General features: G+C 50.6%; 25 protein-coding genes. 16 read left to right on the top strand and 9 right to left on the bottom strand.

Annotation, left to right across the window (positions count from 1 at the left end; genetic code table 11):
- Positions 1-122: 122 nt before the first annotated feature.
- Positions 123-611, top strand: a complete 489-nt coding sequence (locus tag AB1K62_RS05450) for an RNA polymerase sigma factor (protein WP_367001888.1) — start codon at positions 123-125, stop codon at positions 609-611.
- Positions 608-1,339 carry an anti-sigma factor gene (locus tag AB1K62_RS05445; protein ID WP_367001886.1) on the top strand — a complete coding sequence of 244 codons (732 nt, stop codon included), beginning with the start codon at positions 608-610 and terminating at the stop codon, positions 1,337-1,339. The genes AB1K62_RS05450 and AB1K62_RS05445 overlap by 4 nt, the downstream gene beginning before the upstream one ends.
- Positions 1,340-1,402: 63 nt before the next feature.
- Here the strand turns inward: AB1K62_RS05445 and AB1K62_RS05440 are convergent, their stop codons facing one another.
- The 3 genes from AB1K62_RS05440 to AB1K62_RS05430 all read right to left on the bottom strand — a co-directional run bounded on the left by AB1K62_RS05440 (position 1,403) and on the right by AB1K62_RS05430 (position 3,244).
- The gene (locus AB1K62_RS05440) at positions 1,403-1,738 is read right to left on the bottom strand and encodes a hypothetical protein (protein ID WP_367001884.1); all 336 of its coding nucleotides are present in this window, start codon (positions 1,736-1,738) and stop codon (positions 1,403-1,405) included.
- Between the two features lie 115 nt (positions 1,739-1,853).
- Positions 1,854-2,522, bottom strand: a complete 669-nt coding sequence (locus AB1K62_RS05435) for a hypothetical protein (protein ID WP_367001882.1) — start codon at positions 2,520-2,522, stop codon at positions 1,854-1,856.
- Complete coding sequence (locus AB1K62_RS05430; RefSeq protein ID WP_367001880.1) at positions 2,519-3,244, bottom strand: SDR family oxidoreductase; 726 nt, start codon at positions 3,242-3,244, stop codon at positions 2,519-2,521. Before AB1K62_RS05430 ends, AB1K62_RS05435 begins: the two co-directional genes overlap by 4 nt.
- 248 nt (positions 3,245-3,492) lie before the next feature.
- Here AB1K62_RS05430 and sdhC point away from each other — a divergent pair, with 248 nt between their 5' ends.
- From sdhC to AB1K62_RS05410, 4 genes are all read left to right on the top strand, one after another.
- Positions 3,493-3,891: a succinate dehydrogenase, cytochrome b556 subunit gene (gene sdhC / locus AB1K62_RS05425; protein WP_367001878.1), complete on the top strand. Its 399-nt coding sequence runs from the start codon at positions 3,493-3,495 to the stop codon at positions 3,889-3,891.
- A 4-nt stretch (positions 3,892-3,895) separates the two neighbouring features.
- Complete coding sequence (sdhD, locus tag AB1K62_RS05420; protein ID WP_367001877.1) at positions 3,896-4,285, top strand: succinate dehydrogenase, hydrophobic membrane anchor protein; 390 nt, start codon at positions 3,896-3,898, stop codon at positions 4,283-4,285.
- Positions 4,285-6,117, top strand: a complete 1,833-nt coding sequence (gene sdhA, locus AB1K62_RS05415; RefSeq protein WP_367001876.1) for a succinate dehydrogenase flavoprotein subunit — start codon at positions 4,285-4,287, stop codon at positions 6,115-6,117. Before sdhD ends, sdhA begins: the two co-directional genes overlap by 1 nt.
- 68 nt (positions 6,118-6,185) lie before the next feature.
- Positions 6,186-7,001 carry a class I SAM-dependent methyltransferase gene (locus AB1K62_RS05410; RefSeq protein ID WP_367001874.1) on the top strand — a complete coding sequence of 272 codons (816 nt, stop codon included), beginning with the start codon at positions 6,186-6,188 and terminating at the stop codon, positions 6,999-7,001.
- A gap of 53 nt (positions 7,002-7,054) precedes the next feature.
- Here AB1K62_RS05410 and AB1K62_RS05405 read toward each other — a convergent pair whose 3' ends face one another.
- Both AB1K62_RS05405 and AB1K62_RS05400 read right to left on the bottom strand, forming a co-directional pair.
- A complete protein-coding gene (locus AB1K62_RS05405; RefSeq protein ID WP_367001873.1) occupies positions 7,055-7,552 on the bottom strand; it encodes a hypothetical protein in 498 nt (165 codons plus the stop codon).
- Positions 7,553-7,589: 37 nt separating this feature from the next.
- Complete coding sequence (locus AB1K62_RS05400) at positions 7,590-8,753, bottom strand: alpha-hydroxy acid oxidase (protein ID WP_367001872.1); 1,164 nt, start codon at positions 8,751-8,753, stop codon at positions 7,590-7,592.
- Positions 8,754-8,867: 114 nt separating this feature from the next.
- Here AB1K62_RS05400 and creD point away from each other — a divergent pair, with 114 nt between their 5' ends.
- On the top strand, positions 8,868-10,283 hold the full coding sequence (creD, locus tag AB1K62_RS05395; protein WP_367001871.1) for a cell envelope integrity protein CreD: 1,416 nt from the start codon (positions 8,868-8,870) through the stop codon (positions 10,281-10,283).
- A gap of 9 nt (positions 10,284-10,292) precedes the next feature.
- On the opposite strand, the gene AB1K62_RS05390 is transcribed toward creD, so the two are convergent.
- Positions 10,293-11,231 (bottom strand): neutral zinc metallopeptidase, encoded by a 939-nt coding sequence (locus AB1K62_RS05390; protein ID WP_367001870.1) that lies wholly within the window; start codon positions 11,229-11,231, stop codon positions 10,293-10,295.
- Between the two features lie 104 nt (positions 11,232-11,335).
- Here AB1K62_RS05390 and AB1K62_RS05385 point away from each other — a divergent pair, with 104 nt between their 5' ends.
- The 3 genes from AB1K62_RS05385 to AB1K62_RS05375 all read left to right on the top strand — a co-directional run bounded on the left by AB1K62_RS05385 (position 11,336) and on the right by AB1K62_RS05375 (position 13,975).
- Positions 11,336-12,121 (top strand): 3-hydroxybutyrate dehydrogenase, encoded by a 786-nt coding sequence (locus tag AB1K62_RS05385; RefSeq protein ID WP_367001869.1) that lies wholly within the window; start codon positions 11,336-11,338, stop codon positions 12,119-12,121.
- Between the two features lie 110 nt (positions 12,122-12,231).
- The gene (locus tag AB1K62_RS05380; RefSeq protein WP_367001868.1) at positions 12,232-13,590 is read left to right on the top strand and encodes an amidohydrolase; all 1,359 of its coding nucleotides are present in this window, start codon (positions 12,232-12,234) and stop codon (positions 13,588-13,590) included.
- Between the two features lies 1 nt (position 13,591).
- Positions 13,592-13,975 (top strand): hypothetical protein, encoded by a 384-nt coding sequence (locus AB1K62_RS05375; RefSeq protein WP_367001866.1) that lies wholly within the window; start codon positions 13,592-13,594, stop codon positions 13,973-13,975.
- A gap of 115 nt (positions 13,976-14,090) precedes the next feature.
- Here the strand turns inward: AB1K62_RS05375 and AB1K62_RS05370 are convergent, their stop codons facing one another.
- Positions 14,091-14,483, bottom strand: a complete 393-nt coding sequence (locus AB1K62_RS05370; protein ID WP_367001864.1) for a hypothetical protein — start codon at positions 14,481-14,483, stop codon at positions 14,091-14,093.
- Between the two features lie 290 nt (positions 14,484-14,773).
- Between AB1K62_RS05370 and AB1K62_RS05365 the strand changes: the two genes are divergently transcribed.
- The 5 genes from AB1K62_RS05365 (at position 14,774) to AB1K62_RS05345 (ending at position 23,159) form a co-directional block, all read left to right on the top strand.
- Positions 14,774-16,165, top strand: a complete 1,392-nt coding sequence (locus tag AB1K62_RS05365; RefSeq protein ID WP_367001863.1) for a short-chain fatty acyl-CoA regulator family protein — start codon at positions 14,774-14,776, stop codon at positions 16,163-16,165.
- A gap of 142 nt (positions 16,166-16,307) precedes the next feature.
- Positions 16,308-17,696, top strand: a complete 1,389-nt coding sequence (locus AB1K62_RS05360) for a TIGR03013 family XrtA/PEP-CTERM system glycosyltransferase (protein ID WP_367001862.1) — start codon at positions 16,308-16,310, stop codon at positions 17,694-17,696.
- Position 17,697: 1 nt separating this feature from the next.
- Positions 17,698-19,788: an XrtA/PEP-CTERM system histidine kinase PrsK gene (gene prsK / locus AB1K62_RS05355; protein ID WP_367001860.1), complete on the top strand. Its 2,091-nt coding sequence runs from the start codon at positions 17,698-17,700 to the stop codon at positions 19,786-19,788.
- Between the two features lies 1 nt (position 19,789).
- Positions 19,790-21,172, top strand: a complete 1,383-nt coding sequence (prsR, locus tag AB1K62_RS05350; protein ID WP_367001858.1) for a PEP-CTERM-box response regulator transcription factor — start codon at positions 19,790-19,792, stop codon at positions 21,170-21,172.
- A 4-nt stretch (positions 21,173-21,176) separates the two neighbouring features.
- Complete coding sequence (locus AB1K62_RS05345; protein WP_367001857.1) at positions 21,177-23,159, top strand: tetratricopeptide repeat protein; 1,983 nt, start codon at positions 21,177-21,179, stop codon at positions 23,157-23,159.
- 23 nt (positions 23,160-23,182) lie between these two features.
- Here AB1K62_RS05345 and AB1K62_RS05340 read toward each other — a convergent pair whose 3' ends face one another.
- The gene (locus AB1K62_RS05340) at positions 23,183-23,527 is read right to left on the bottom strand and encodes a GntR family transcriptional regulator (RefSeq protein WP_367001856.1); all 345 of its coding nucleotides are present in this window, start codon (positions 23,525-23,527) and stop codon (positions 23,183-23,185) included.
- A 69-nt stretch (positions 23,528-23,596) separates the two neighbouring features.
- The gene (locus AB1K62_RS05335; RefSeq protein WP_367001854.1) at positions 23,597-24,187 is read right to left on the bottom strand and encodes a nitroreductase; all 591 of its coding nucleotides are present in this window, start codon (positions 24,185-24,187) and stop codon (positions 23,597-23,599) included.
- A 162-nt stretch (positions 24,188-24,349) separates the two neighbouring features.
- On the opposite strand from AB1K62_RS05335, the gene AB1K62_RS05330 reads away from it, so the two are divergent.
- Positions 24,350-25,945 (top strand): oligopeptide:H+ symporter, encoded by a 1,596-nt coding sequence (locus AB1K62_RS05330; protein ID WP_367001853.1) that lies wholly within the window; start codon positions 24,350-24,352, stop codon positions 25,943-25,945.
- The last annotated feature ends 29 nt before the right edge of the window (positions 25,946-25,974 follow it).

The following is a 25,974-nucleotide window of genomic DNA, read 5'->3' as shown; positions in this document are numbered from 1 at the left end:
ACCCGGTGCATAGCTTCAATAACATTTATACTGCAAAATTTGCTTTTTTTCATAATCAGGGATTAAACGAGCGCGGTCCATCGTTTCATCCATAGAAGATATATAAAGGATATCAGCGCTGAATGGCATTTGAACAGGATTTGATGGAGTTGCTTCCAAGATTACGGCGGTTTTCTCGCAGCCTGACACGGAACATCGATGATGCAGACGATCTGTGTCAGATGGCCATAGAACGCGCTCTGTTAAAACGAGATCAATGGCAAAGCGGAACAAGACTGGATAGCTGGATGTACAGAATTACACGAAATATATGGATAGATACGGTGCGCTCTGCCGGACGGCGGGAACATACGGCGAATGACGATCATGCAATGGAAAATGTGGCAGGTGACGACCATCAACGGATGGAAGCAAGAATGGAACTGACGGATGTGGACCGCGCCATGGAAGAATTGCCGATGGAACAGCGAGAAGCGGTGTCACTCGTGCTGGTTGAGGGGTTTGCCTATAAAGAGGCGGCTGATTTGCTGGATATTCCGATTGGGACGCTAACTTCAAGGCTGGTACGCGGGCGCGAAGCGCTGCAACGCGCATTGGGGGAGGCAGCATGACTTACGATAGTGCAACCATCATGGCTTATGTTGACGGTGAATGTGATGCCGTAACAGCAAAGCGAATTGAAAAAGCCATGACTAATGATGCTGACTTGGCAGAACGGGTCGCAAAAGAACGGGCGCTAAGAGACAAGCTGTCTGCCCATTATGAACCTGTCGCTGCTCAGGAAATACCGGATCGGCTGACGTCATTATTGACAGGATCTGCATCCGGCAATGTGGATAGAAGCTTTGCCTCACGGAAGGCTGACCAGTCTGTCAGGCAAGATGCTTCGAAACAAAAAAGCAGATTCGGTTTTGCCCAATGGGGCGCGATTGCGGCAACATTGATGATCGGAGTAGCTGTCGGGCAATTCGGATTGGGTTCCGATAGCGGCCCTTTCCGCCAAACCGGTGACGCGTTGATCGCAAGCGGGGCGCTTGAAAACGCCTTGGATACACAATTGGCGTCTGTGCAGTCCGATGAAGCCGATTATCGTATCGGCCTGACTTTCCGGGCCAAGTCCGGCAATGTGTGCCGCAGCTTCACTGGCGCAGCGGTGGCCGGAATAGCCTGTTACGACCAACAGCAATGGCGTTTGCAAGCAGCCGCTCCAACCGGCACCACTAGCAGCTATCGTCAGGCATCAAGCGGCGAGATCAATCAAAAAGTCGCAGATATGATGACTGGTCAGCCGGTAAATGCGGAAAATGAACGTAAATTGCGGGAGGCTGGCTGGAAATAGGTCAGCCAGTTTACAAATAAAAAGGCGGGAAATAATCCCGCCTTTCATTTGCTTTGGTTATTTTTAGTTGCCAATTGTCACCCTGCCAACGCGGTAATTGCGGTCTCGCATTTCCTCGACATAATCCTTGTCGGCGTCTATCAGCTCATTTTTATATTCTTCCCAAGCATCGCGTATATCCTCGTCATCGGTAGCCCGGCGCAGATCGCTTTTCAGCTCTTTATCTGCTTCCAGAATATCAGAGCGATAATTATACCAATGTTTGTCATATTGCCCGGCGACCGGCTCTTCGCGAACTTCTATACGCTGGTCGGTGCCAGACTGCGCTATTGCTGGCATGGCGGCTCCGACTAGGGTTCCGCAAATTGAAAGGCCGGTAATCAGTGTTAAAATACGCATTGTGATGTCTCCTGTCTTACAGTGCTGACAGGGAAACGATGTGATCGGCAATTTTAATCCATATCTACTTTATCTTGTAGTGAACTTAATCAGGGCAATAGAGTAAGCTATGGATTTAATTTCTGGTCGCCATCCAGATCATATGATGTGCGCCGCGTTTGCCACGGGCGCGCACCCGGTTTTCCTCAACCGCAAAGCGGGCCTTGGTTAACCGCCGGGTGAATGCTGCATCGGGCGCAGAGGACCAGATTGCCAATATACCGCCGGGACGCAGAGCTTTTTTGGCGGCCTTCAAACCGGCAAGACTATATAATCGGTCATTCGATGCATGGGTTATTCCGTCCGGGCCGTTGTCGACGTCAAGCAGGATCGCGTCAAACTGGTCCTGATGTCCGGATATCAGATCAAACACATCTGTGGTTTTAATTGTAACGCGGGGGTCGGACAAGCTGCCATCAAATATTTCTGCCATCGGACCACGCGCCCATTTGACGACGGCGGGGACGAGTTCCGCAACGATAATCTCTGCGCTAGCCTCCAGCATGGGCAGGGCGGCGCGCAGGGTAAACCCCATGCCCAGTCCTCCGATCAACAGCCGGGGTGCCTTATGGCCGGATAAGCGTTCACAAGGAAGGGTGGCGAGGGCTTCTTCCGATCCGCTAAGGCGGCTGTTCATCAACTCGTTATTACCGAGCATGATGGAAAATTCCTTGCCACGCTGAAAAAGCCGAAGCTCCCCGCTGCCGGGAATTTGCGCGCTATCTATCAAAATGCGTGGTATCATCGGACAAAACTCGCGCCATTGGCATCTAGGATTGCCCCCGTCATCGACGCGGGTGCGTCAAGAGCGCAATATTTGGCTATAGAGGCAATTTCTTCTGGCTGGGCCACGCGGCCCAGCGGAATATCCTGTAACAGCTTTTCACCGCCACGGCTTTCCAGATAGTCCTCCGCCATGCCCGTCATGGTAAAGCCGGGGCAAATGGCGAAGGCGAGGATTTCTTCACTGGCATAAGCGCGGGCGATGGATTTGGTCATTGCGACCATTCCGCCTTTGGATGCCGCATAATGCCAATGATCCGGCCCGTCGCCGCGATAGGCCGCGCGGCTAGCGATATTGATGATCCGCCTGCCGCCGTCCCCGCCGCTGCCGTTCTCGTGAAAATGCTGCACAGCCAACCGGCAAAGCTGGGCCGAAGCGGTGAGATTGATTTGTAACGTGCGGTTCCAGCTTTCCAACCACTCGGCTTCGCTATTGGTAATCGGATTCGGAATAAAAATTCCGGCATTGTTTATCAGGACATCAATCCGGCCATCTAGCCGGTCCAGAGCCTCCTGCCACAAACGAGTGACTTCATCCGCGCTGGTAAAATCCGATTTCAAAAGGCCTGTTTCGCCCGAGGTGCTCTGTCCGATCGCGCGGACAGTATCTGAATCAAAGCTGTTTAATATTGCTTTGCCGATACCGCGGCTGGCGCCGGTTACGAGAATATGTGTTTTTGTCATGTGGTCAACAAATAGAGCGGACGGAGTAAAAGGTCCAACAGGAGATGCATGAATTACTCATAAATTTAATAGGCTGATCGCAATTTACGCGTTTGAACCGGCACTTTATATCAAAACCCGACTGACGGGGCAGAAAAACCCTGCTATCCTGTTTGCATGGCGCCACGTTTTCGCTAAAGCACGGGTTCGTTTACATAGACTCCGGAACCGCAATCGCGGAGCGGGGCTCTCTGATCAGGGGACAAAAATTGGTTAAACCAACAAACCGGCCATTATCGCCGCATTTGGGAATATATAAATGGGGACCGCATATGCTGGTCTCTATTCTCCACCGCGCTACGGGTGACGCGCTTGCCTTGCTGGGCGCGCCGATATTGGTGTGGTGGCTATATAGCATCGCTTCAGGGCCAGAGGCTTATGAAACTTTCGTCAATATTATGACGAGCATTCCCGGTTTCATCGTGATGATCGGTATGACATTTGCACTGTTCGAACATGCATATTCCGGCTTGCGCCATTTGGTGCTTGATACGGGCGCAGGTTACGAGCTTCAATTAAACAGGAAGTGGTCGACCGCCGTGCCTATATTGGCGCTGCTGACAACCGCTGCTTTCTGGTTTTTCATCTACACAAAGCTGATTGGATAGAACGATGGGATCAGGAACAGATATTGGCAAGGTTCGCGGCCTTGGCTCCTCTCAGGAAGGCGCGCACCATTGGATTATTCAGCGGGTCACAGCCGTTAGCAACCTTGCGTTGGTCGGTTGGCTTTTAATTTCGTTGCTGAGATTGCCCAATTACGAACATGAATTGTTGATCGGCTGGCTGTCTTCGCCGCTGGTTGCGGTTCCGATGATTTTGATGTTGGTCAGCATTTTCTGGCACTTGCGGCTTGGCTTGCAGGTGTTGATCGAGGATTATATTCCCGATCACGGTACGAAATTCGGCCTCATCATCCTGCTTAACTTTTTCGCCATTGGCGGTGCAGCGCTTGGTATCTTCGCTGTTGCCAAGGTCGCCTTTACTGGAGTGGTCGCCTAATGACTAACACTAATTCAAAGCCCGCTTACAAGATTATTGACCATATGTACGATACGGTTGTCGTAGGGGCTGGCGGGTCCGGCTTGCGTGCAACCATGGGTTCTGCAGAGGCGGGACTGAGAACCGCCTGTATTACCAAGGTTTTTCCAACACGGTCGCATACGGTCGCGGCGCAGGGCGGCATTGCCGCTTCGCTCGGCAACAATACGCCGGATCATTGGACCTGGCACATGTATGACACGGTCAAAGGTTCTGACTGGTTGGGTGACCAGGACGCGATTGAATATCTTGTTCGCGAAGCACCACAAGCCGTGTATGAACTGGAACATGCCGGTGTGCCATTCTCCCGCAACGAAGATGGCACGATTTATCAGCGCCCGTTTGGCGGACATATGCAGAATTTGGGTGAAGGCCCGCCGGTACAGCGGACTTGCGCTGCCGCCGACCGGACCGGTCACGCAATGCTTCACGCGCTGTACCAGCAAAGCCTGAAATATGATGCGGATTTCTATATTGAATATTTCGCGATCGACCTGATCATGGAAGACGGGGAATGTCGAGGCGTGATTGCCATCTGTCTGGAAGACGGATCAATCCACCGGTTTCGCGGCCATGCAGTTGTGCTGGCTACCGGCGGCTATGGCCGCTGCTATTACAGCGCAACATCAGCGCATGCTTGCACTGGTGATGGTGGCGGTATGGTGCTGCGCGCTGGATTACCATTACAGGATATGGAGTTCGTCCAGTTCCACCCGACCGGCATTTACGGCGCGGGCGTGCTGATTACCGAAGGCGCACGCGGAGAGGGTGGTTATCTTACCAACTCGGAAGGTGAGCGTTTCATGGAACGCTATGCACCAAGCGCGAAAGATTTGGCGAGCCGGGACGTTGTATCCCGTTGCATGGCCACCGAAATTCGTGAAGGGCGCGGTGTTGGTCCGGAAAAAGACCATATCTATCTCCATCTCGACCATATTGATCCGGCTGTTTTGGCAGAGCGTCTGCCCGGCATTACCGAAACCGGCAAGATTTTTGCGAATGTCGATTTGACACGCCAAGCGCTGCCGGTTGTGCCGACAGTGCATTATAATATGGGCGGTATTCCTTGTAATTATCACGGGGAAGTCGTGAACCCGACCAAGGATAATCCGGACGCTGTTGTGCCCGGTCTGTTCGCCGTGGGTGAAGCCGCCTGTGTTTCGGTTCATGGTGCGAACCGACTTGGCTCCAACTCGTTGATCGATCTGGTGGTCTTTGGCCGCGCTACGGGTCTGCGTCTTAAAGACAAGCTGACTCCCGGCGCACCGCACAAGCCGTTGCCAAAGGATGCTGCTGATCTGGCGCTCACCCGTCTGGATCATTTCCGCTATGCTAAAGGCGGCACACCGACTGCTGAACTACGCACCGAGATGCAGAAAACAATGCAGAAAAACTGTGCTGTTTTCCGCGACGATGAATTGCTGGCCGAAGGCGTGAGCGCTATGCGTGCGGTGAACGAGAAAATGGGCGATATCAATGTTACTGACCGTTCGCTCATCTGGAACACTGACCTTATCGAAACGCTAGAGCTTGATAACCTGATGGGGCAGGCTGTGGTAACGATGGAAAGTGCAGCCAACCGTAAGGAAAGCCGCGGCGCGCATATGCAAGAAGATTACGAAGACCGTAATGACAAGGAATGGATGAAACATACGGTTGCAACGTTCAGTGGCTGGGGCGGACCAGACAAGTCTCGCGGGACCGGCAAAGTCGAGATCGGTTATCGTCCGGTCCATGACTATACATTGACCGACGAAGCGAAATATGTGGAGCCGAAGAAGCGGGTTTATTGATGTAATCCGGACGTGTTCCGGATTACAAAACATCGTTTTACCATCAATAGCTGAGGTATGGACCCGTCATGTCTAACGAAGACCAGATCGAATATTGGAATGACAATGCCGGTCTGAAATGGACGCAGCAACAGGACGTTATGGACCGGATGCTGGCACCGGTTACGTCCCTGTTGATGGATGCTGCGGCCATTGCGCCGCGCGAACGCGTCTTGGATATTGGTTGCGGAACGGGTGAAACCTCGCTGATAGCGGTAGAGGCTGGCGCTGAGGTCACTGGTGTCGATGTGTCAAAACCGATGCTGGATCTGGCCCGCTCGCGCGTTGATGGGCGCGCCGAAATGCTGTTGACCGATGCATCGGAATATCGCGCAGATGAGGGATTTGACCTTATCATATCGCGATTTGGTGTGATGTTTTTTGAAGATCCAGTAGCGGCTTTTTCGAATATTAAAACCAATCTAAAGCCCGGTGGCCGGATGGTTTTTGCTTGTTGGCAAGAGCCTAAAATGAACCAATGGATGATGGTTCCGATGCAGGTGGTCAAACCTTTTCTGCCTGAAGCGCCAGCAACAGATCCGCACGCCCCCGGGCCTTTTGCCTTTGCTGATGCGGAGCGCTTGAAAACCATATTGTCGCAAGCGGGTTGTGGCGATGTATCTATCACTCCACATTCTATCGATCTGTGTCTGACACAATCGGGCGGTGCCGAAGGAGCTGTTAATTTTTCAACGCAGATTGGCCCGGCATCAAGAGCGCTGGCCGAGGTTGATGACGCCGTGAAGCCTGAGATACTCAAAGCCTTGGAAGAAGCATTTGCACCGCATGATAATAATGGCCAGGTTACACTGGACGGTGGTATCTGGATTGTGAGAGCCAGTTAAACGGGTCCGGGATTCGCCAATTGGTGATATTGTCCGTAGAGTTAGATAAATCTCTAGGGCCGTGCAGGGGCTTTGCAACCGCGTTCACGCCCTACACCTTTCAAAAAACCCCGCCGTACTACACCGGCATAAACCGCTGCGTTATATTTGCGTTCATCGCCCGCAGCGCCGGATATTTCCCGCACAATTCCGCGGAATGGGATGATGCCGCCAATCACACCACCCGCAACACGCCCGGCAGTTTCTTCACGCTTTTCCGCTTTGGATTTATCGACCGGTTCATTCACATCGGCTGCCAGAACTTCGTTCAGTTCAGTCACTTCCTTAATAATCGCAGCGCAGCGGCGCAGGCCTTCAAGCGAATAGGGATCATCCTGAATAGCGATTAGCTTTTCGGGTATCTTGGTTTTCTTCAAACCAATATCTTTCGCCGGCGTGACGATCGCTTTTTCGGCATGTTTTTCCATGGACTCATCGGGATCGGGGGTTTGGGCCTGTGCCGGTAACGCCAGAAGCAATGCTATTGTTGCCGATGTAACGAATCTTCGCATTATAATTTTCCTGTCAGTGCGTGTTCACCGTTGATTTTTATAGCCGATACCGCAGATTTTTGCGATTTAACTGGTCCACCGCGGTCACGCCCATAAGTTTCATATCCCGCTCTATCTCCGCTTGCAGCAAGCTGAGTGTGCGCTCCACACCCGCCTGACCAGCCGCGGCAAGCGCATAAAGATAGAGCCGTCCGCCAGAACAGGCTTTGGCCCCGACGCTAAGTGCTTTTAACACATGGCTGCCGCGGGTAATACCGCCATCGCAGATAACATCTATCTTATCTCCGACCGCATCGCAAATTTCTGCTAGTTGGTCAAAGGGGGCGCGTGAGCCGTCCAATTGCCGTCCGCCGTGGTTGGAAACCATGATTGCTGTTGCACCAATATCCACTGCGCGTTTGGCATCCTCGACCGACATAATACCTTTCAGACAGAACTCTCCGCCCCAATCCTTGCGGATTTCTTCTGCCATGGCCCAGTCAAGCGACTGGTCGAGCATGGTTGAAAAATAGTCCGCTACGGACAGAGCGACGTTCGTACCCTCTGCTACATGGTCTTTCAGGTTGGAAAGCTCAAAACTCTCGCGGAACAAATAGTTCAGCGCCCAGGCGGGTTTGGTGGCATAGCTCAGGAAACTGGCGGGAGTAATTTTTGGCGGGCTGGTAAAGCCGGAACGCAGGCAGCGTTCACGGTTTCCGCCAACAATAGTGTCCACAGTCAGGGTAATCGCGTCGAACTTTGCAGCTTTGCACCGTTCCACCATGGATTTGTTCAGACCTTTGTCCTTGTGCACGTATAGCTGGAACATCTTGGGTGTGCTGATACTCTCGCCAATTTCCTCGATACTGACGGTGGCGAGGGACGAGATACCAAAAAACGTACCGAATTTTTCGGCTGCACGCGCGACACCGCGTTCGCCCTGCCAGTGAAACAGGCGTTGCAGTGCAGTCGGAGCAAGAAACAGGGGCATGGCCAGTTTTTGGCCCATAACCGTCGTGCTCATGTCGATAGTCTCGACCCCGGCAAGGACATTGGGCACAAGGTCACATGTTTCATAAGCGGCGGTATTACGGCGGCGTGTCACCTCGTCATCAGCGGCGCCGTCAATATAATCAAATATCGGAAAAGGCAGGCGTTTTTTCGCTAGTGAACGAAAATCGTTCACATTGTGGCAATCCGATAATGTGTTAATTCGTCGCATGTTAGCCTCGTTTCCAGCCTCAAATAAAAGATTATGGTTTATGATTAGAGTATTGATAACGGCTTTTAAGAGCAGTTGTGGTACAAATACAGGGATTTAGAAGGAAAGCACATAATGACGGAAGCAGCCCAAAAGCAGCAGTCAGAGGAGTCCGAGAAAAGGGAGCGGTCACCGGGCGGTAAATTCATGTTAGTATTGCTGACGGGATTTTTGCTGGCAATTCCGCTTTTTGCTAGCTGGCTGTTAATTTATGATCGCCAGAGCCAGAGCGAACAAGCCGAGCAATCTATCGTCACAGGCTGGGGCGGTCAGCAAGTGTTTTCCGGTCCAAAAATTGTGCTGCCATATAAGGCCAAGGTGCAAGGGTCGGTAGAGCAAGATGGCAAAACTGTCACGCGGACAGAAATCGTGATGCAAAACCTGTATCTCTCACCTGAAGCCATGACTTTTGATAGCGATATAAAAACCGAGGTAAAAAGCCGCTCCATTTATGAGGTCGTGATTTACAATAGTAATGTGACTGGCTTGGCCACGTTCAAGCTACCCGACGATTTCGCCCGGTCCGGCATTGATCCGGCGACGATAGATTTCGCGCGCGCAGAAATCCGTTTTGGTCTTTCCGATGCCAGAGGACTGGCGGCGAATAATATGCTTTCGGTTGATGGCCAGCCGCTTGTCCTTCAACCGGGTAGGGGGCTTGGCGAAACCGGTAATAGAGGGTTTTTTGCGTGGTTGGATGCGACCGATTTGGCAGATGGCACAATCACGGTAAAATATGACGTTAAATTTCGCGGAACCGAAAGTCTGACAATGGTGCCCAGTGCGGGACAGACCAACTGGTCCGTTACCTCTCAATGGCCGCACCCCAGTTTCACTGGCGGATTTCTACCGAAAAATGAGGTTACAGAGGCTGGTTTTACAGCTAAATACGCTATTACTAATTTGGCGCTTGGCAGCGCGCTGACTTCCACACAGGCAAGTCAGCAAGTCTATCCACAAAGCAACAACAGACCATATACGAGCTTTGATAGTTCCGGCGAACCATCCAGTGTGACGATCAACCTGATACAACCGGTTGATTTATATGATCAAGTCAGCCGGGCCACCAAATATGGCTTCCTCTTCATCGGTTTTACCTTTGTTGCATTTTTGCTGTTCGATCTGATTGGCGGCGTGCGTATTTCTTCGGTCCAATATATATTGGTCGGTGTCGCGCTGATATTATTCTTTGTACTGTTGCTTGCCTTTGCAGAGATTATCGGCTTTGCATTAGCTTATATAACGGCGTCTCTTGCCACGATCGGGTTGATAACCGCCTATGCTGCATCGGTGCTATCCACTTGGCGAAGGGCATCGATGATCGGTGGATTATTGGCGTCGCTCTATGCCGTGATCTATATTTTGCTTAGCCTTGAGGCATATTCGCTGCTCATCGGATCATTGCTGATATTTGCCGCTCTGGCCGGGGTAATGTTTGTGACCCGTCGATTAGACTGGACGCGGACGTTACAGAAGCGGCCTTCAAGCTAAGCTGGAAAACTAACGAACCGCGCCGCTTGCAAATGTATCACAGGTGGCCGGTTCCCCTGTTTGCAGCCCTTTTTTCAGCCACGCCATGCGCTGCTCGGAACTGCCATGCGTAAACATGCTTTCCACCGGGCGCTGTCCGGCACCGCGCATCAAAGTGTCATCACCAATTGCATGCGCTGCGGTCAGGCCTTCCTCAACATCGCCCGGTTCCATCCGGTCGGCATTTTGCGCTGCCCAGACCCCGGCATAGCAATCTGCCTGCAACTCCATCCGCACTTGCAGGGCGTTGCCCTCTGCTTTGCTGACGCGGGCTTGCTCCTGACGTACCTGAGCCGCAGTTCCGGTCAAATTCTGGATATGGTGGCCGACTTCATGGGCGATGACATAAGCCTTGGCAAAGTCACCCGCTGCGCCGAGATTTGTTTCAAGCTCCTTGAAAAAAGAGGTGTCGAGATAAATGCCCTGATCTGCCGGACAATAAAATGGTCCTGCTGCTGAACTGGCGGAGCCGCAACCATTGGAATTAACGCCACCCTGATAAAAATTGATAGTTGTCAGTGTGTATTGTGATCCACTGGCCTGAAAAAGTTTTGACCATGTTTGTTCGGTAGATGTCAGCACCTGACCGGCAAATCGTTCTTCCTGCGTATCATAGGCAACGGCTTTACCGGACCTGCTGGCCGAAAAACCACCGCTGCCCGTGGTAGTGCCGTCGGTTATCATGCCAGGCCCGCCAAAATACATGAAGGCAAGCACCCCGCCACCGATTAGCAATATCGTGCCGCAGCCCATTTTCCGCCCAAGCAGCATGGGCAGAAAGCTCAACAACATGCCAAGGCCGCCTCCGCCTCCGCCAAATTGTCTGCCTCCGCCGCTACCATGATCGCGAACATTCTTGCTGGGGTCCAGATCACCTAAGCGCATAGCAGTTCCTTTTGTTATCAGCATAAATTGCCTGAACCGCACAAAAGCGCAAGCATTCGATAATAGTTTTACAAATTTCCATTGCAGTCATTCCTGACTGAATTAAGGTCGCGAAAAGGAGAAAATAGATGTTTCTTGAGGGTAAAACCGCGTTGATTACAGGATCAACATCCGGAATTGGCGGTGGCTATGCCAAGGCGTTGGCGACAGAAGGAGCCGCTGTCATGATAAATGGCTTTGGTGATGCCGGTGAAATTGAAACATTTCGCCAGGAACTTGAAAGTCTGAGCGGAACAAAAGCCGCTTATAGCAAGGCCGATATGACGAAACCCGATGAAATTCGCCAGATGGTAGCCGACTGTGCTGAGCAATTAGGGCGCGTTGATATTTTGATTAACAATGCAGGCATTCAGCATGTTGCCCCGGTCGATGAGTTTCCCGAAGACAAGTGGAACGCTATCATGGACATCATCTGCAACAGCGCTTTCCACACCACCAAGGCGGTACTGCCCGGCATGAAAGAAAGCGGTTGGGGCCGGATTATCAATACAGGGTCGATGCACAGCAAAGTCGCCAGTCCATATAAATCGGCATATAATGCTGCCAAACATGCGATAGCAGGCTTTGGCAAAACGGTCGCACTGGAAGTGGCGGCGCAAGGCATTACCGTCAACACAATCTCCCCCGGTTATGTGTGGACGCCGCTAGTAGAAAACCAGATACCTGATACCATGAAAGCGCGAAACATGACACGCGAACAGGTGATGAATGATGTGCTGCTGGCCGGGCAACCGACCAAGAAATTCGTCCAAATTGATCAGGTCGCTGCGTTGGCCCTGTTCCTGTGCAAAGAAGAAGCAAGCGCGATCACGGGCGCGAACCTTTCGGTCGATGGAGGGTGGACGGCGCAGTGATAGTTTAATCTCAGAGCCGCCATTTTATCGTGTAGAATTATATCTTGCATGCGGTGGCTTTGGGTTTAGGCTCTTTTTCTATATCAGAAATAATGGGTCAGGGGACAAGTATGCGAAGATTATCCAACATCGCTTTGACTGCGACAGGTGTCTTATTATTCTCACAGGCCCAGATTGCACAAGCTGACACGTTAACTGATGCGATAAAGGCGGATTTGCCCTCGCTGATGGAAATATACCGCGATTTGCACGCCAACCCTGAACTAAGCGGTGAAGAGTTTAAAACCGCTGCAAAGCTGGCTGCCGAGGCGAAACGGCTGGGCTTTGATGTTACGGAAAAAGTTGGCGGCACTGGCGTTGTCGCCGTGATGAAAAATGGTGAGGGGCCGACGGTGATGATCCGGGCGGATATGGACGGCCTGCCGCTGATCGAGAAAACCGGATTGCCGTTTGCGTCAAAAGTTATGGCAAAGACCCGCGAAGGCAATGATACAGGCGTGATGCATGCCTGTGGTCATGACACGCATATGGCCGGTTGGGTCGGAACGGCACGGCAATTGTCATCGCGCAAGGATGAATGGTCCGGGACGCTTGTGATGATCCTGCAACCGGCGGAAGAAACCGGGGAGGGGGCCAAGGCGATGTTGGAAGACGGTCTTTATACGCGTTTTCCGAAGCCTGATTATGTTATCGCTTTTCACGATGCAGCGGGAGCACCTGCCGGACACGTCGGCTATACGCCGGGCTTTGCTCTAGCCAACGTCGATAGCGTGGATATAGAGATCCCGGGCGTGGGTGGGCATGGTGCCTATCCGCATACAACCAAAGACCCGATTGTGATCGCTTCGCGTATTGTTGGTGCGCTGCAAACACTGGTCAGCCGCGAAATTGATCCTCAGGATTCCGCTGTCGTGACGGTTGGCAGTTTTCAGGCCGGTTTCAAGCATAATATTATCCCTGACAAGGCGAATTTACTGCTGACCGTGCGTAGCTATTCCGATGATACACGTGCCAAATTGCTGGACGGGATCAGGCGGATTGTCAAAGGGGAGGCGGTGACTGCTGGACTCCCCGACGATAAAATGCCGGTCGTTCGTATCCGTGAAGATGAATATACACCCGCCACCTATAACAGTCCCGAATTTACCAAAAAGATGGCGAAACTTTTTGAGGCGCGATTTGGCAAAGAGCGGGTTGTGCAAACCAAGCCAGTTATGGGTGGTGAGGATTTCAGTCGATATCGCCGGGCTGATGAGACTATAAAAAGTATGATTATCTGGGTTGGCGGGGTGCCAATGGATGAATATCAGTCGGCGCAAAACGAGGGCAGAAAGCTGCCTTCGCTCCATAGCCCTCTATGGGCGCCCGATGCAGAAAAAGTAGTCGCTACAGGGGCAGAAGCCCTGACTGCGGCGGCTTTGGACATTATGAATCCCCAGCAGGATCCGGTCAATATTTCCGGTGACTAACATGCGATCTGTAAAGGCTATCGGGCTGACTATTTTAGCGGCTACTATGCTGATTGCAGCAACTCACAAACCGGGAAATTGGGATGGTGAGCCGGTTACCGCTTCTTATTTTGAAGGACGCTGGGCATTTGCCAAAGAAACTTGTGACCTGCCAACCAACTGGATTCTAGGTCTGGACGGAAGTTTTGTTTCGGAAGAATTGACCGGAACTTGGCAATGGGCTGACGGCCGGTTGACACTCAAGCTTGTTGATTTAGCGGTGGATGAAGAAACCGGAGAGGCTGGCGGACGGTTTCAGATGGACGGCCCTGTCGAAATATCTGGAGAAGATGACTTTGTTTTTATCATCGAGCCAGATCAATATGTTTTGAAACGCTGCAATTAAATACACGATTTTCGCGCTTTCGAGATATATCGCTTTTATAAATAGCGTTCGATCACGCAAAGGTGCCAAGGAAAATTGCCGCCGCACTCAGGCGCGGAATATGGATTATATTTGATCAGTTGAGCGGGATAGGGTTTGTCGCACTGCCAAGCTCGCCGGATTTGGGACTGCTCCTGTGAACGGGCCGGTTCTTCACAGCACGGGAAGCAGGAGAAGGTGAGGTTGATACGTGTTCATCAGTTGATGCGTAATCTTCATCTAGGTTTCTGGTATCTGTTTGCGAAAAAGGTTCAGTGCTCATCATCGGTTCGCCAAAAACGAATTCTTGATCTTCTTCCTCGCCATATTCTTCACCGCCCCAATAATCGTCTTCATTTGAAGTAGCAGAGACTGTTTTTTGCTTGGTTTCGATTTTTACAGGGGGAGGTTTTTGCTCTTCCTGAACGGGGGAGATAAAATATATCAAAAACCCAGCTGAAATGATGAAAATGCCCGCTTCTTTGATCATGACAGTCACCGCAAACTAATGATTAACACCAACCGAATTATAGCTCGTTTGCGTTAAAATACTCTTACGGGCGATATTCAAAAAAAATCCGCCGGAGCGGCAAGGCTCCGACGGATAGCTTTTCCTCCCCAGGAAACTGTTTGTGAATCGATCCTACCGTGATCGGGATAATCACTGTTAAGGCGAATATCGCAGAGGATGCAAAGATAATTTACAAAATAGTTTGTAAATAAAGCGACTATTGCATTTTCATATTGTAAAATTGTAAATTAATTTACATAGCCATCTGTATGGCAGATAGAAAATTTTTTGCAGGAGCAGCGATAAGACGGCTGCGTCGTGCGGCAAATATGACCCAGGTCGCGTTGGCAGATGCGCTTGATATTTCTCCGAGTTATTTGAATCTGATCGAGCGTAATCAGCGGCCATTAAGTGCGCGACTGCTATTACTGCTTGCTGATCGTTTTGATTTCGATCCACGGCAGTTGGCTGCGGATGAGCCTGGTGGAGGCATTGACGGTATTAGCAGACGACTGGCCGATCCCATGTTTGATGATCTAGCTATTGACCGGGGTGAGGTGGAGGAATGGCTATCCGCTGCACCAAATGCGGCAGAGGCATTTGTCAGGCTGTTTGACAACCGGTTAACGGGACAGCTGGGGAGCGCACTCGAAATTTTTGATCCGATTCAGTTGGTGCGTAAAGAAATAGAACGCTGGCGCAACCATTTTGCTGATCTTGATGCTGCTGCGGAGGCTCTGGCCGATGAACTGCGGATGGGTGCGGCAGATCTTTACGGGGCTATTGCTGAAAGACTGCGGGTCAAACATCAGCTTACAATCAGGGTATTACCCGAAACGGTATTGCCAGAAACATTGCGGCGGCTGGATTTGCACGCACGTCAGTTGCAACTGTCGGAAATGCTTAATCCGGCGTCCCGCACTTTTCAGGCAGCGATATTGCTGGGCGAGATAGAGGCACAGGCTGAAATTGATAGTCTGGTCTCGGGCGCTAAGTTTCAAGATACAACTGCACAGCGCCTCTATCGCCGTCATCTGTCCAGCTATTTTGCTGCTAGTTTGTTGATGCCTTATGCGCGATTTTTAAGGGCTTGCGAACAAACAGGATATCAAATTCAGGTTTTACAACGACGCTTTGGAGCCAGCTTTGAACAGGTCGCGCACCGATTGACTACGCTTCAGCGGGTCGGTGCGCGTGGATTACCGTTCTTTATGATCCGTATTGACCGATCGGGACAGGTTTCCAAACGCTTCGCTGGCGCTAGTCATGCCGCGTTGATTGAAAGTGCCCATCGCTGTCCATTGTGGAATATACACCGCGTGTTCGACCAGCCTTTAGAGGTGCACAGCCAGTTAGTCGCACTTGAGGATGAGACAACATGGTTCACTATATCGCGAGCTGTTGCTGGAATCGGTGCGGGTGCAGGTGGCTATGCTCCCGAATTTGCGATAGGCTTGGGCCTTTCAGCGGAACTGGCCAGCACACTCTACCATGCACGAGGGAAAAACCTGTCGTCCGACAACGCCAAACCAATTGGTTTGGGCTGTGCTGCATGTACCCGAGTGCAATGCCCCCAGCGATCGGCTCCTCCCAAAAACCGAACTATAAAGTTCAATGAGCGGAAAACTGGCCTGACACCTTATAATTTCGTTAGCGATTAACCGCGATTGTCGGAAAATTGAACAATCGCCAACCTCGCCAAGCTAAGCGTTGTAAAGATTACCGTAAAATAGTGTAAAATTAACCGACAGCTAAACAATTTCACTTATCACATAAGCGACCACCCCAGAGATTGTACGCTTAATGATAAGACTATTTAAACATTATATTCCTTACCCCGTTCTTTTTCTTGGACTGCTGGACTTATGTCTGCTGGCTTTTGCTGCGGAAATGAGCTGGGTATTGCGTGCCAGTCAAATCGGAATGGACGCAGGAACAATTTATGACCGCCCCGGTCCGATTTTCAGCTTTGCTCTGGCACTTGAGATCGCTCTTATTGCTGTGGGAGTATATGGAACAGAGGCACTTCAATCACTCAGATTTGCCGCAGCCAGAATAATAGTCGCTATTTCTTTAGCTATTATTTTCCTGTCAATATTGGCGTTTACATTGCCGGGAATCACGCTTTGGCGCTCGATATCCTTATATGCCATGTTGTCATCTATCTTCCTGTTGATGGCCGTGCGCGTGATTCTGGGCACTATATTAGACATGAGCGTGTTCAAACGGCGGATTCTAATTTTGGGATCCGGTACGAGGGCTAATCGTATCGCGAAGCTGTCGAGAAAGCCGGAAAGCGGCTTTATCGTTAGCGGCTTCGTAAGCATGAATGAGGGTCCGGCAATTGTAAAAACAGCGATTAAGCGCTCCGAAATAGACGATTTGCCACAGCATGTTATTGACTTGGGAGTTAGCGAGGTCGTGTTGGCGCTTGAGGAACGAAGAAATTCCTTGCCCGTGGCAGACTTGCTGACCATCAAAACAACGGGGGTTCATGTCAATGATATGTCCAGTTTCCTGGAAAGAGAAACCGGGCGCGTAGATTTGGATAGTGTTAATCCTAGCTGGTTTATTTTTTCTGACGGCTTTTCTTCGGGCCGCAGATTATCGACAGTTTTCAAACGCAGCTTCGATATAGTTCTGAGTTTACTTTTGTTGATTTTCACCGGACCAATTGTTTTGCTGTTTGCAGCGCTCATAAAAATGGAAAGCCGGGGCGGCGCTTTCTTCAAACAGGAACGCGTTGGTCTATATGGACAGAAATTCAATATACTGAAACTTCGTTCGATGCGCGCGGATGCCGAGGTAAGTGGAAAAGCAGTCTGGGCCAGTGAAAATGACCCGAGAATTACCAAAATAGGAAGATTTATCCGCAAGGTCCGCATTGATGAACTGCCACAGGCGTGGAGCGTCTTGACGGGTGAGATGAGCTTTGTCGGACCTCGCCCGGAGCGCCCGCAATTTGTTGATGATCTTCAAACCAAAATGCCATTTTATGCAGAAAGACATATGGTAAAGCCGGGTATCACCGGCTGGGCACAAATCAATTATCCTTATGGAGCCTCTATAGAGGATAGCCGGCACAAGCTGGAATATGATCTTTACTATGCCAAAAACTATACGCCGTTTCTTGATATTTTGATTCTGCTACAAACCATCCGGGTTGTCCTCTGGCCAGAGGGTGCGCGTTGAGATGAGTGCTATATTGTCTCATGTCAGTATATTCGGACATGGTCTGGCAGCCGTGCTCTTTACGGCCTTAGCGATCTGGCAATTCCAAAAAAAACCAGCCCGTAACAAAGGGCAGCTTGCCCTTGTAATAGCGCTGGCTCTGACAAGCTTTTGGGCGCTCTCAATTACTATTGAGGGCGCTTTATCGACAATTTCCAGTTTCGCTGAATCCCTGCGGAATCTGGGGTGGCTGGTCTTTATGTTTGTTTTGTTAAGAACAGGCGAGGGACGGAATGAACCCACGGCGGTAAATATTATATATTTTGCACTAGTAGCTATTCTGCTCGGCCAGGTCATTGTGGATGCGTTGTTACCCGTTTCGGCTAGCGTGTATTTTGAAGGGGTGGCAGCTTATACATCCGTGCTGCTTCGCATGCTGTTTTCAGTCGGCGCATTAGTGCTTGTGCACAATCTATTCTCCATTTCGGCCCCTGAAACGCGTTGGAATATCAGGCTGCCTATGGCTTCTTTGGCGGCTATTTGGACTTACGATCTGAACTTGTTCACGATAACCTATTTGACCCAGCAATTTCCAGTCGAGCTTATCGCCATGCGTGGTCCTGCAATGGTGTGTCTCGCGCCGATATTTGTATTGGCATCAATTCGTAATACCGAATGGAAATTGAAACTCTCACGCAGCGTAGCTTTTCGTTCCTTATCTCTCGTCGTTATCGGTGGATATCTATTGATGATGGTTATCATTGCTTCGATACTGCAACTAGTTGGAGGCGATTATGCCCGACTCGCACAGATCAGCTTTCTCTTTGCAGCATCGGTGGCAGCTTTGCTGCTGATACCGTCAGTAAAATTCCGTGCCTGGCTTAAAGTTAAGCTGGCGAAAAACTTCTTTCAGCATCGTTACGATTATCGCGCCGAGTGGATCAGGTTTACCGATACGATCGGGCGGCCCGGTTCCGATAGCGCCCCCCTTCATGAACGCGTAGTCAAAGCAATTGCCGATATTACGGAATCTCCTGCGGGTATATTACTTATGCCAGATGATTCTGGATGTTTGTCTCTGCAATCTCGTTGGAACTGGCCGACTATAGATGTCCCTTCGCGAGCTTGCACCCCAGCCACTGTTCCGTTTTTTGAACAGACGGGCCATATTATCGAGTTTGACAGTTTGCGTGCAGGCAAAGCCGAACAAATAGATATTAGAGCAATCCCGGAGTGGATGGTCGAAAACGCGCAAACATGGGCGGCTGTTCCGCTGGTTCATTTCGATCGACTGGCTGGCTTAGTTGTTCTGGCAAGGCCATATATAAACCGGACATTGGATTGGGAAGATCTTGATATGCTGCGCGTGGTTGGCCGACAGGTGGCGAGCTATTTAGCAGAAGAGCGCAGTCAGGAATCATTGCTTGAAGCACAGCGATTTGAAGAATTTAACCGTCGAATGGCGTTTATCATGCATGACATCAAAAATCTGGTCAGTCAGCTCAGTTTATTGGCTCGCAACGCAAAGCGGCATGCCAATAATCCCGAATTCCAGACCGATATGATTTCTACGTTGCAGGATTCTGCGGACAAGATGAACGGTCTGCTGGAACGTCTGGCTCAGCATAACAAAGCCAGGCCTGCGAAGCCTAAGCCAGTTCAACTCGCTGCTCTATTACAGTCTATTATTGAGAAAAAGCGCCTACTGCACAAGATTGAAACTGTGGAGATTGATGATCTCACTGTCATAGCTGATCCAGTGCGGGTCGATCAGATATTGGGACATCTCATCCAAAACGCCATTGACGCCAGCACTGATGGTCAACCGATTACAATAAACGCCCGCCGCCGGGATTTAAGTTTTGTTATAGAAGTTGTTGATCGCGGCACTGGCATGTCGAGCGAGTTTATCCGCAGCCAGTTATTTAAACCGTTTGCGTCAAGCAAAGAGGGCGGTTTTGGCATAGGTGCGTATGAAGCGCGCGCTCTGGCGACTGCAATGAACGGAAGGCTTGAAGTGGAAAGTAAAGAAGGGGCGGGAAGCCGTTTTACATTGGTATTGCCGCTGGCCGATTGGCTGACTGACGAATTAGTAAATGAAAGGGCTGCTTAGCGTGCCTGATAAACACAAAACTCTGCCGGAAAAACTCTTGATTGTCGAGGATGATCCCGGACTGCAAAAACAGTTGAAATGGGCTTTTGAGGGTTTTGAGGTCATTGTTGCCGCAGATCGTGAATCTGCAATTAATATGCTCCGTGCCGAGGAGCCGGCTGTTGTAACATTGGATCTTGGTCTGCCGCCCGATCCCGATGGCACGGCGGAAGGGTTCGCCACAATGGACGCAATATTGCGGCTGAAACCGGATACCAAGATTATTGTCGCGTCTGGCCACGGCGAGAAAGAAAGTGCGCTACGAGCAATTGCAGCAGGCGCGTGGGATTTTTACCAGAAGCCAGTGGATATTGACGAATTGAGCCTGATTGTGCGCCGCGCTTTTCATGTACGGCAACTGGAAATGGAAAACGCCAGTCTGGCAGCAAAAAACGACCGCAGCCATAAAGTGCTGGGCACTATTATTACGGGTGCTCCTGAGATGCTCAAGGTCGCGCAGATGATTGAACGTGTCGCCAATACCAATGCTTCGGTCATGCTATTAGGTGCCAGCGGCACGGGGAAAGAATTGTTGGCGCGGGGTCTGCACAACGCAAGCGACCGTCGGGACAAAGCCTTTGTGGCGATCAACTGTGCTGCTATTCCGGAAAACCTGCTTGAGTCCGAATTATTCGGTCATGAAAAAGGTGCTTTTACAGGGGCCGTCAAGACGACAGAAGGCAAAATCGAGCAAGCGGACGGAGGCACTTTGTTTCTTGACGAAGTTGGCGACATTCCGCTTGCGCTGCAGGTCAAGCTGTTGCGGTTCATTCAAGAACGGGTCATTGAACGCGTGGGTAGCCGTAAAGCCATTGCTGTGGACACCAGAATTGTGTGCGCCACACACCAGAATCTCGAAAATATGATTGAAAATAATAGCTTTCGGGAAGACTTATATTATCGTCTGGCAGAAATTGTAGTAAAGATTCCGGCATTGTCTGAGCGATCGGGCGATGCAAGTTTGCTTGCCCGGCATTTTCAAAAAAAGTTTTCTGCAGAAATCAATCCGGATGTCAAAGGCATTGCTCCGGATGCACTGGCTGCTTTGGATGCGTGGAATTGGCCCGGTAACGTCAGGGAGCTTGAGAACCGAATCAAGCGCGCGGTGATTATGGCAGATGGTAAAATGATAGGCGTGGAGGATCTTGATCTTGCGGGCGTGGATAATGACGCCACAGAGTTCCTTAACTTAAAAGCCGCAAGGGAAGCCGCGGATCGTTCTGCTATTAATCGTGCGATCTCGCAAACCAATGGTAATATATCAAATGCGGCTAAGCTGCTGGGTATCAGCAGACCAACATTATATGACCTTCTGAAACAATATAAGTTGCAACAGGCCAGTTAGAGCCATGAGAACGCTATTCAGTAATATCTCAATTCCATATGCAAAAGCATTGGTGTTGGTGATAGTGGCTGGGCTGTTGTTTGCGAGTTTACCGTCAGCAATCCGGGCAGCGAATAGCGGAAGTGCAGATGCACGGATCGCTTATGCCAAAGCGCAGGATTATCACTCCCGCGGTGATATAAGGTCAGCCCGCATCGAAATGCTCAATGCCATAAAAGCCGACCCGCAATGGATTGATGCGCGTGTGTTACAGGCTCAAATATTGCTGGAATTCTTGGATGGTGTCGGCGCTGAAGCGGAATTGGAACGGGCATTTGATTTAGGGCTAGATATATCGAAGGTCCGGCACCTGTACGGACATGCGTTGCAACTTCAGGGCAAATGGGACGAAGCCAAAAACCAGCTTCTTGCCGATGATATTCCGTTTGAGCATCAGGCATATGCCGCCAGAATCATTGGCCGTGTGGCATTGCAAACCGGCGATGAGGCTATGGCAAGCAGAGCGTTTGATCAAGCCATACAAAAAGATCCGGGCAATGCGACAATATGGGTTGATGTAGCACGATTTCGAGGCGATTCCGGCGACCAAGCCGGAGCGATTGCGGCGATAGAAAAGGCGGTTGAACTGGAACCAGGCAACATTCGTGCGCTACAATATCGTGGTGAGCTGTTGCGTTTTCAATTTGGCTTAGCCGCAGCACTGCCTTGGTTCGAGCGCGCCCTTCAAATTGCTCCCAACGATGTGCCACTTCTGACTGAATATGCCGCGACTTTGGGCGACATTGGGCGGATGACAGATATGTTGACGGTAGCTCGGAAAATTATCGCGCTTGATGGCAGCAACCCTCGCGCCTTTTTTATGCAAGCTGTACTCGCCGCGCGTGCGGGTAAATTCGACCTTGCCCGCAGGTTAATGCAAAAGACGGAGGGACGGCTTGCCGATGTTCCAGCGGTTTTGCTGGTGCAAGGCGTTATTGCGTATGAAGAAACAAATTATAATGTTGCGCTAGATAATTTACGGCGACTGGCTTCTCTCCAACCGAACAACCTGCAAGCCCGGAATCTTCTGGCGCGTTTGCTTTATCTTGTGAATGAACCGGATGAAGCAATTAATTTACTGAAGCCACAGGCAGATCATGGCGGTGCGGCACCTTATGCGCTCTGGTTAAGTGGTCGCTCGCTGGAATCAATGGATATGCGACCGCAATCAATTGATTTCCTTCAGCGGGCTTCGCTCCATGAGATCGGAGAAAAAACAGCGTTTGTTCCGGAAACACCGTTTGAGTTTTTGCGAGTTCAAGCTATTCGTGACCAGAGTAATGCAGCCACTGTAATACCCTATATCCGCGCCCTTTATCAAAGCGGTGATTTTTCTGGAGCGCTTACTCAGGCCAGATATCTACAAGAGGATAACCCCGGCGCAACAGATGCCCATATTCTGGTTGCGGATGCTGCTATGGCCCAAGGGAACTTGGATGATGCTTTAGCTGCTCTAGAACAAGCAAAAAACATATATTTTTCAGAACCGGTGATGCTTCGTATTGTTGATCTGCTCCGCGCAAGAGGGGAGCAGCAGAGGGCAGGGGAAGTTTTGGCCGAATATCTGGCATATAATCCCACCAGTCTTTCAGGGCTGCGCTGGATGGCTTATGGGTATCTGGAGGCTGAGAACTGGGATATGGCGCAGCGTATATTTGAAAATATCCGCCAACGGATAGGGAATAATGATGCCTTGATTATGGCAGGACTGGCCCATGCGTACACCGAAACGCAGCAAATAGAAAAAGCGGTTAAAGCAGCGCAAATTGCGTATCATGTGCAGCCGTCAAGCCCGGTTGTTACACATATTTATGGACGTGCGCTTTTGGAGCAAGGGACACGTCCTAAAGACGCATATGATCTACTCAAGAAAGCTGCAGTGATGACGCCGCAAAATGCAATATATCAGGCTAGTTTTACACGCGCATCAGAGGTGCTGAACCAGTAAAATTGCTTGGAAATCCGCAGAATTCAGGACTCATTTTCAAGCAATTCTTCCAGTCGTATATCCAGCCGCTTCATTTGGCGTTCAACAGGTGGCCAGACATTTTTGAAGAAATCGGCACGCTGTTGCTCGCGCAGTTTCGTCTTCGCTCCAGAGGCCACAAACATACCGACACCACGCTTGACCCTAACCAGCCCGTCTTCCTGAAAGCCCTGATAGGCTTTTGCGACTGTCAAAGGGTTGGCCCCTTGTTCCACCGCAAAAGCGCGGACGGATGGTAACATATCACCTTCGCTATAATGGCCATCAAGGATTGAGTCGGAGATTATATCTCGGAGTTTTAAATATACTGGCTTAGTGGAATTATGCATAGTGCATCACTGCCATAATACAGCGATGCAGGCAAGGGGTATCTGCGGATAAATATAGTTTGAAACCAGTTATTTCCGGAGATTGAAGTCCCACGCGGACAAAACTGTGTCTAATTCGGGACGTGGACGCTCGGCTAGATCACAATTTGCTGTTCCTGCGAAGATGAAGCCCGCCACACGCTCTGGTGCATGTCCAAACAAGTCGCGGATGGTATCATTGTATGTCGGCCATCCGGTAATCCAGCCACCGACAAAACCTTGAGCATGAATAGCATGCATGATGTTCATGCAAAATGCTCCGCAACTAAGCTCTTGCTCCCAAATCGGTATCTTGCTCGATGTGACAGGAGAAGACATTACTACCAGTAAAGTTGGTCCATGATGTGCCATAGTCTGCAAAGCATCCAGTTCCAATCGACCAGCATCCGGCTTTTCGAGAAGATAAGCCTTGGTTAATTCTGCCGCTAATTGGTTGCGCTGGCTCTTTTTGATATGGATGACTCGCCATGGTGCCAGTTTTCCGTGATCGGGTGTGCGTAAGGCAGTGGAGACAATATTTTTGATCTGTTCGTCATTCGGCCCCGGGGCGATTAAATCGCGTGGCCGTGCAGAGCGACGGGAGGATAAATAACTGTTCAAACTGGAAAGATCGTTAAGCATAGCTATCATCTCGTGTGGAATAGAGGTAAATGCAAGTGGGATTTCTGGTCAAAAACTGGTCACAGGTGCAACAATCTACTTCACTTGCGATGATTTTTGACTAGGGTGCAAAGCAATTGAGCCGCAGGAGACGGCTTAGCAACAGCTAGGGAGGCCGAGTTAATGGCTAGTGCGTATCAAGAATCCGGAGATGCCAAAGGGACATTTCTAGGACATCCAAAAGGCCTGTTTGTCTTGTTTTTTGCCGAAATGTGGGAGCGTTTCTCCTATTATGGCATGCGGGCACTACTTATTTTTTACCTGACGAAACATTGGCTTTTTTCCGATAGCGAATCCGGTATCATTTATGGTGCTTATACCGCGCTGGTTTATATTACGCCGGTGGTCGGTGGATATCTGGCTGACCGCTATTTGGGACAGCGAAAAGCGGTTTTGTTCGGGGCTGTGCTGCTAACGGCCGGCCATTTTTTCATGGCTTTTGAAGGCGAAGCTGCGGTTGGGCATGTAAATAACCCTGCGATCAGTGTTTTCTGGTTGGCGCTTGCCCTGATCATTGTTGGTTCGGGTTTTCTGAAGGCCAATATCTCTGTGATTGTCGGACAACTATACCCGCGAACCGATGTGCGCAGGGATGGGGCCTATACGATTTTTTACATGGGTATTAACGTCGGTGCGGCAATGGGGTCGCTGCTTTGTGGTTACATTGGTGAGACATATGGCTGGGCCTATGGTTTTGGTCTGGCAGGAATCGGTATGCTCCTCGGGTTAATCGTATTTATCTGGGGCAAACCTTTGCTTCTGGGTCGCGGTGAGGCTTCTGATCCTGAACGGCTGAAGCAGCCTATCGCCGGGATAAAGCTTGAATGGTGGATGTATATTGCAGGTTTGGCGATGGTCGGTATCTGTTGGCTCGCCATTCAGTATCAGGATATGGTCGGTTATGTGCTCGGTATATTTGGCGGAGGTCTGGTACTCTATGTCCTTTATACTGCGGTATCCAAGCTGTCGTCGGAGGAGCGCGACCGGATTTTTGCGGCGATGTTCCTGATTGTCACGTCGATCATTTTCTGGGCGTTGTTCGAACAGGCTGGTTCATCGCTTAACCTGTTTACCGATAGGCATGTTGATCGTTCCGGAGTGCCGGCGTCGACGTTCCAATCCATCAATGCCATTTATATCATTTTGCTGGCTCCCGTATTTGCAACTGTATGGACAGTTTTGGGCCGCAAAGGAATGGAGCCGTCTGCACCATTTAAATTCGGGCTGGGCATCGTTCAGGTCGGGTTGGGCTTTCTGGTTCTGGTCTGGGGCGCGCAGGCCGCTGGTCTGGAAAATGCGACACCGGTTATCTTCATATTCCTTGTCTACCTGCTGCACACGACCGGCGAACTTTGCCTGTCTCCGGTAGGTCTTTCTGCCATGAACCGTCTTGCGCCAGCACATATGGCCAGTTTGATCATGGGCAGTTGGTTCTTTGCTTCGGCGACGGGCAATTTTGCAGCTGGTCTGATTGCTTCTGCGACTGGGGCAGAAGCTGTCGGTGAAGAATCGGGCAAAGAAATTGTGCTTGATGTTTACATGTCTGTCGGATGGTATGCGATTGCAGTGGGCGTCGGCGTACTGGTTATATCACCTTTGATCAAAAAGCTTATGCATCTTGATACGCTTCAAGACGAGAATGTTGGTGATGATCTTGAAGGTCAGAACGAGTTTGGGGAACCGGCCGCAGCGGGCGTTCATCCGACGACAAAACCGTGAATGGACTAGCTTAGGCTTAGAGGGCAATC

This window comes from Parasphingorhabdus sp. JC815, assembly GCF_040717415.1.
Classification (GTDB): Bacteria; Pseudomonadota; Alphaproteobacteria; order Sphingomonadales; family Sphingomonadaceae; genus Parasphingorhabdus.
This window is presented reverse-complemented; position numbering and strand designations above follow the sequence as displayed.

Coding starts and splice junctions, on each gene's coding strand:
- AB1K62_RS05370 (WP_367001864.1), bottom strand. CDS start 14,483: ATGATCAAAGAAGCGGGCATTTTCATCATTTCAGCTGGGTTTTTGATA.
- AB1K62_RS05400 (WP_367001872.1), bottom strand. CDS start 8,753: ATGCGACGAATTAACACATTATCGGATTGCCACAATGTGAACGATTTT.
- AB1K62_RS05445 (WP_367001886.1), top strand. CDS start 608: ATGACTTACGATAGTGCAACCATCATGGCTTATGTTGACGGTGAATGT.
- AB1K62_RS05380 (WP_367001868.1), top strand. CDS start 12,232: ATGCGAAGATTATCCAACATCGCTTTGACTGCGACAGGTGTCTTATTA.
- AB1K62_RS05360 (WP_367001862.1), top strand. CDS start 16,308: ATGATAAGACTATTTAAACATTATATTCCTTACCCCGTTCTTTTTCTT.
- AB1K62_RS05340 (WP_367001856.1), bottom strand. CDS start 23,527: ATGCATAATTCCACTAAGCCAGTATATTTAAAACTCCGAGATATAATC.
- AB1K62_RS05335 (WP_367001854.1), bottom strand. CDS start 24,187: ATGCTTAACGATCTTTCCAGTTTGAACAGTTATTTATCCTCCCGTCGC.
- AB1K62_RS05430 (WP_367001880.1), bottom strand. CDS start 3,244: ATGACAAAAACACATATTCTCGTAACCGGCGCCAGCCGCGGTATCGGC.
- AB1K62_RS05330 (WP_367001853.1), top strand. CDS start 24,350: ATGGCTAGTGCGTATCAAGAATCCGGAGATGCCAAAGGGACATTTCTA.
- sdhD (WP_367001877.1), top strand. CDS start 3,896: ATGGGATCAGGAACAGATATTGGCAAGGTTCGCGGCCTTGGCTCCTCT.
- AB1K62_RS05385 (WP_367001869.1), top strand. CDS start 11,336: ATGTTTCTTGAGGGTAAAACCGCGTTGATTACAGGATCAACATCCGGA.
- AB1K62_RS05435 (WP_367001882.1), bottom strand. CDS start 2,522: ATGATACCACGCATTTTGATAGATAGCGCGCAAATTCCCGGCAGCGGG.
- sdhA (WP_367001876.1), top strand. CDS start 4,285: ATGACTAACACTAATTCAAAGCCCGCTTACAAGATTATTGACCATATG.
- AB1K62_RS05375 (WP_367001866.1), top strand. CDS start 13,592: ATGCGATCTGTAAAGGCTATCGGGCTGACTATTTTAGCGGCTACTATG.
- AB1K62_RS05390 (WP_367001870.1), bottom strand. CDS start 11,231: ATGCTGATAACAAAAGGAACTGCTATGCGCTTAGGTGATCTGGACCCC.
- AB1K62_RS05440 (WP_367001884.1), bottom strand. CDS start 1,738: ATGCGTATTTTAACACTGATTACCGGCCTTTCAATTTGCGGAACCCTA.
- AB1K62_RS05450 (WP_367001888.1), top strand. CDS start 123: ATGGCATTTGAACAGGATTTGATGGAGTTGCTTCCAAGATTACGGCGG.
- AB1K62_RS05345 (WP_367001857.1), top strand. CDS start 21,177: ATGAGAACGCTATTCAGTAATATCTCAATTCCATATGCAAAAGCATTG.
- AB1K62_RS05410 (WP_367001874.1), top strand. CDS start 6,186: ATGTCTAACGAAGACCAGATCGAATATTGGAATGACAATGCCGGTCTG.
- AB1K62_RS05405 (WP_367001873.1), bottom strand. CDS start 7,552: ATGCGAAGATTCGTTACATCGGCAACAATAGCATTGCTTCTGGCGTTA.
- AB1K62_RS05365 (WP_367001863.1), top strand. CDS start 14,774: ATGGCAGATAGAAAATTTTTTGCAGGAGCAGCGATAAGACGGCTGCGT.
- creD (WP_367001871.1), top strand. CDS start 8,868: ATGACGGAAGCAGCCCAAAAGCAGCAGTCAGAGGAGTCCGAGAAAAGG.
- prsK (WP_367001860.1), top strand. CDS start 17,698: ATGAGTGCTATATTGTCTCATGTCAGTATATTCGGACATGGTCTGGCA.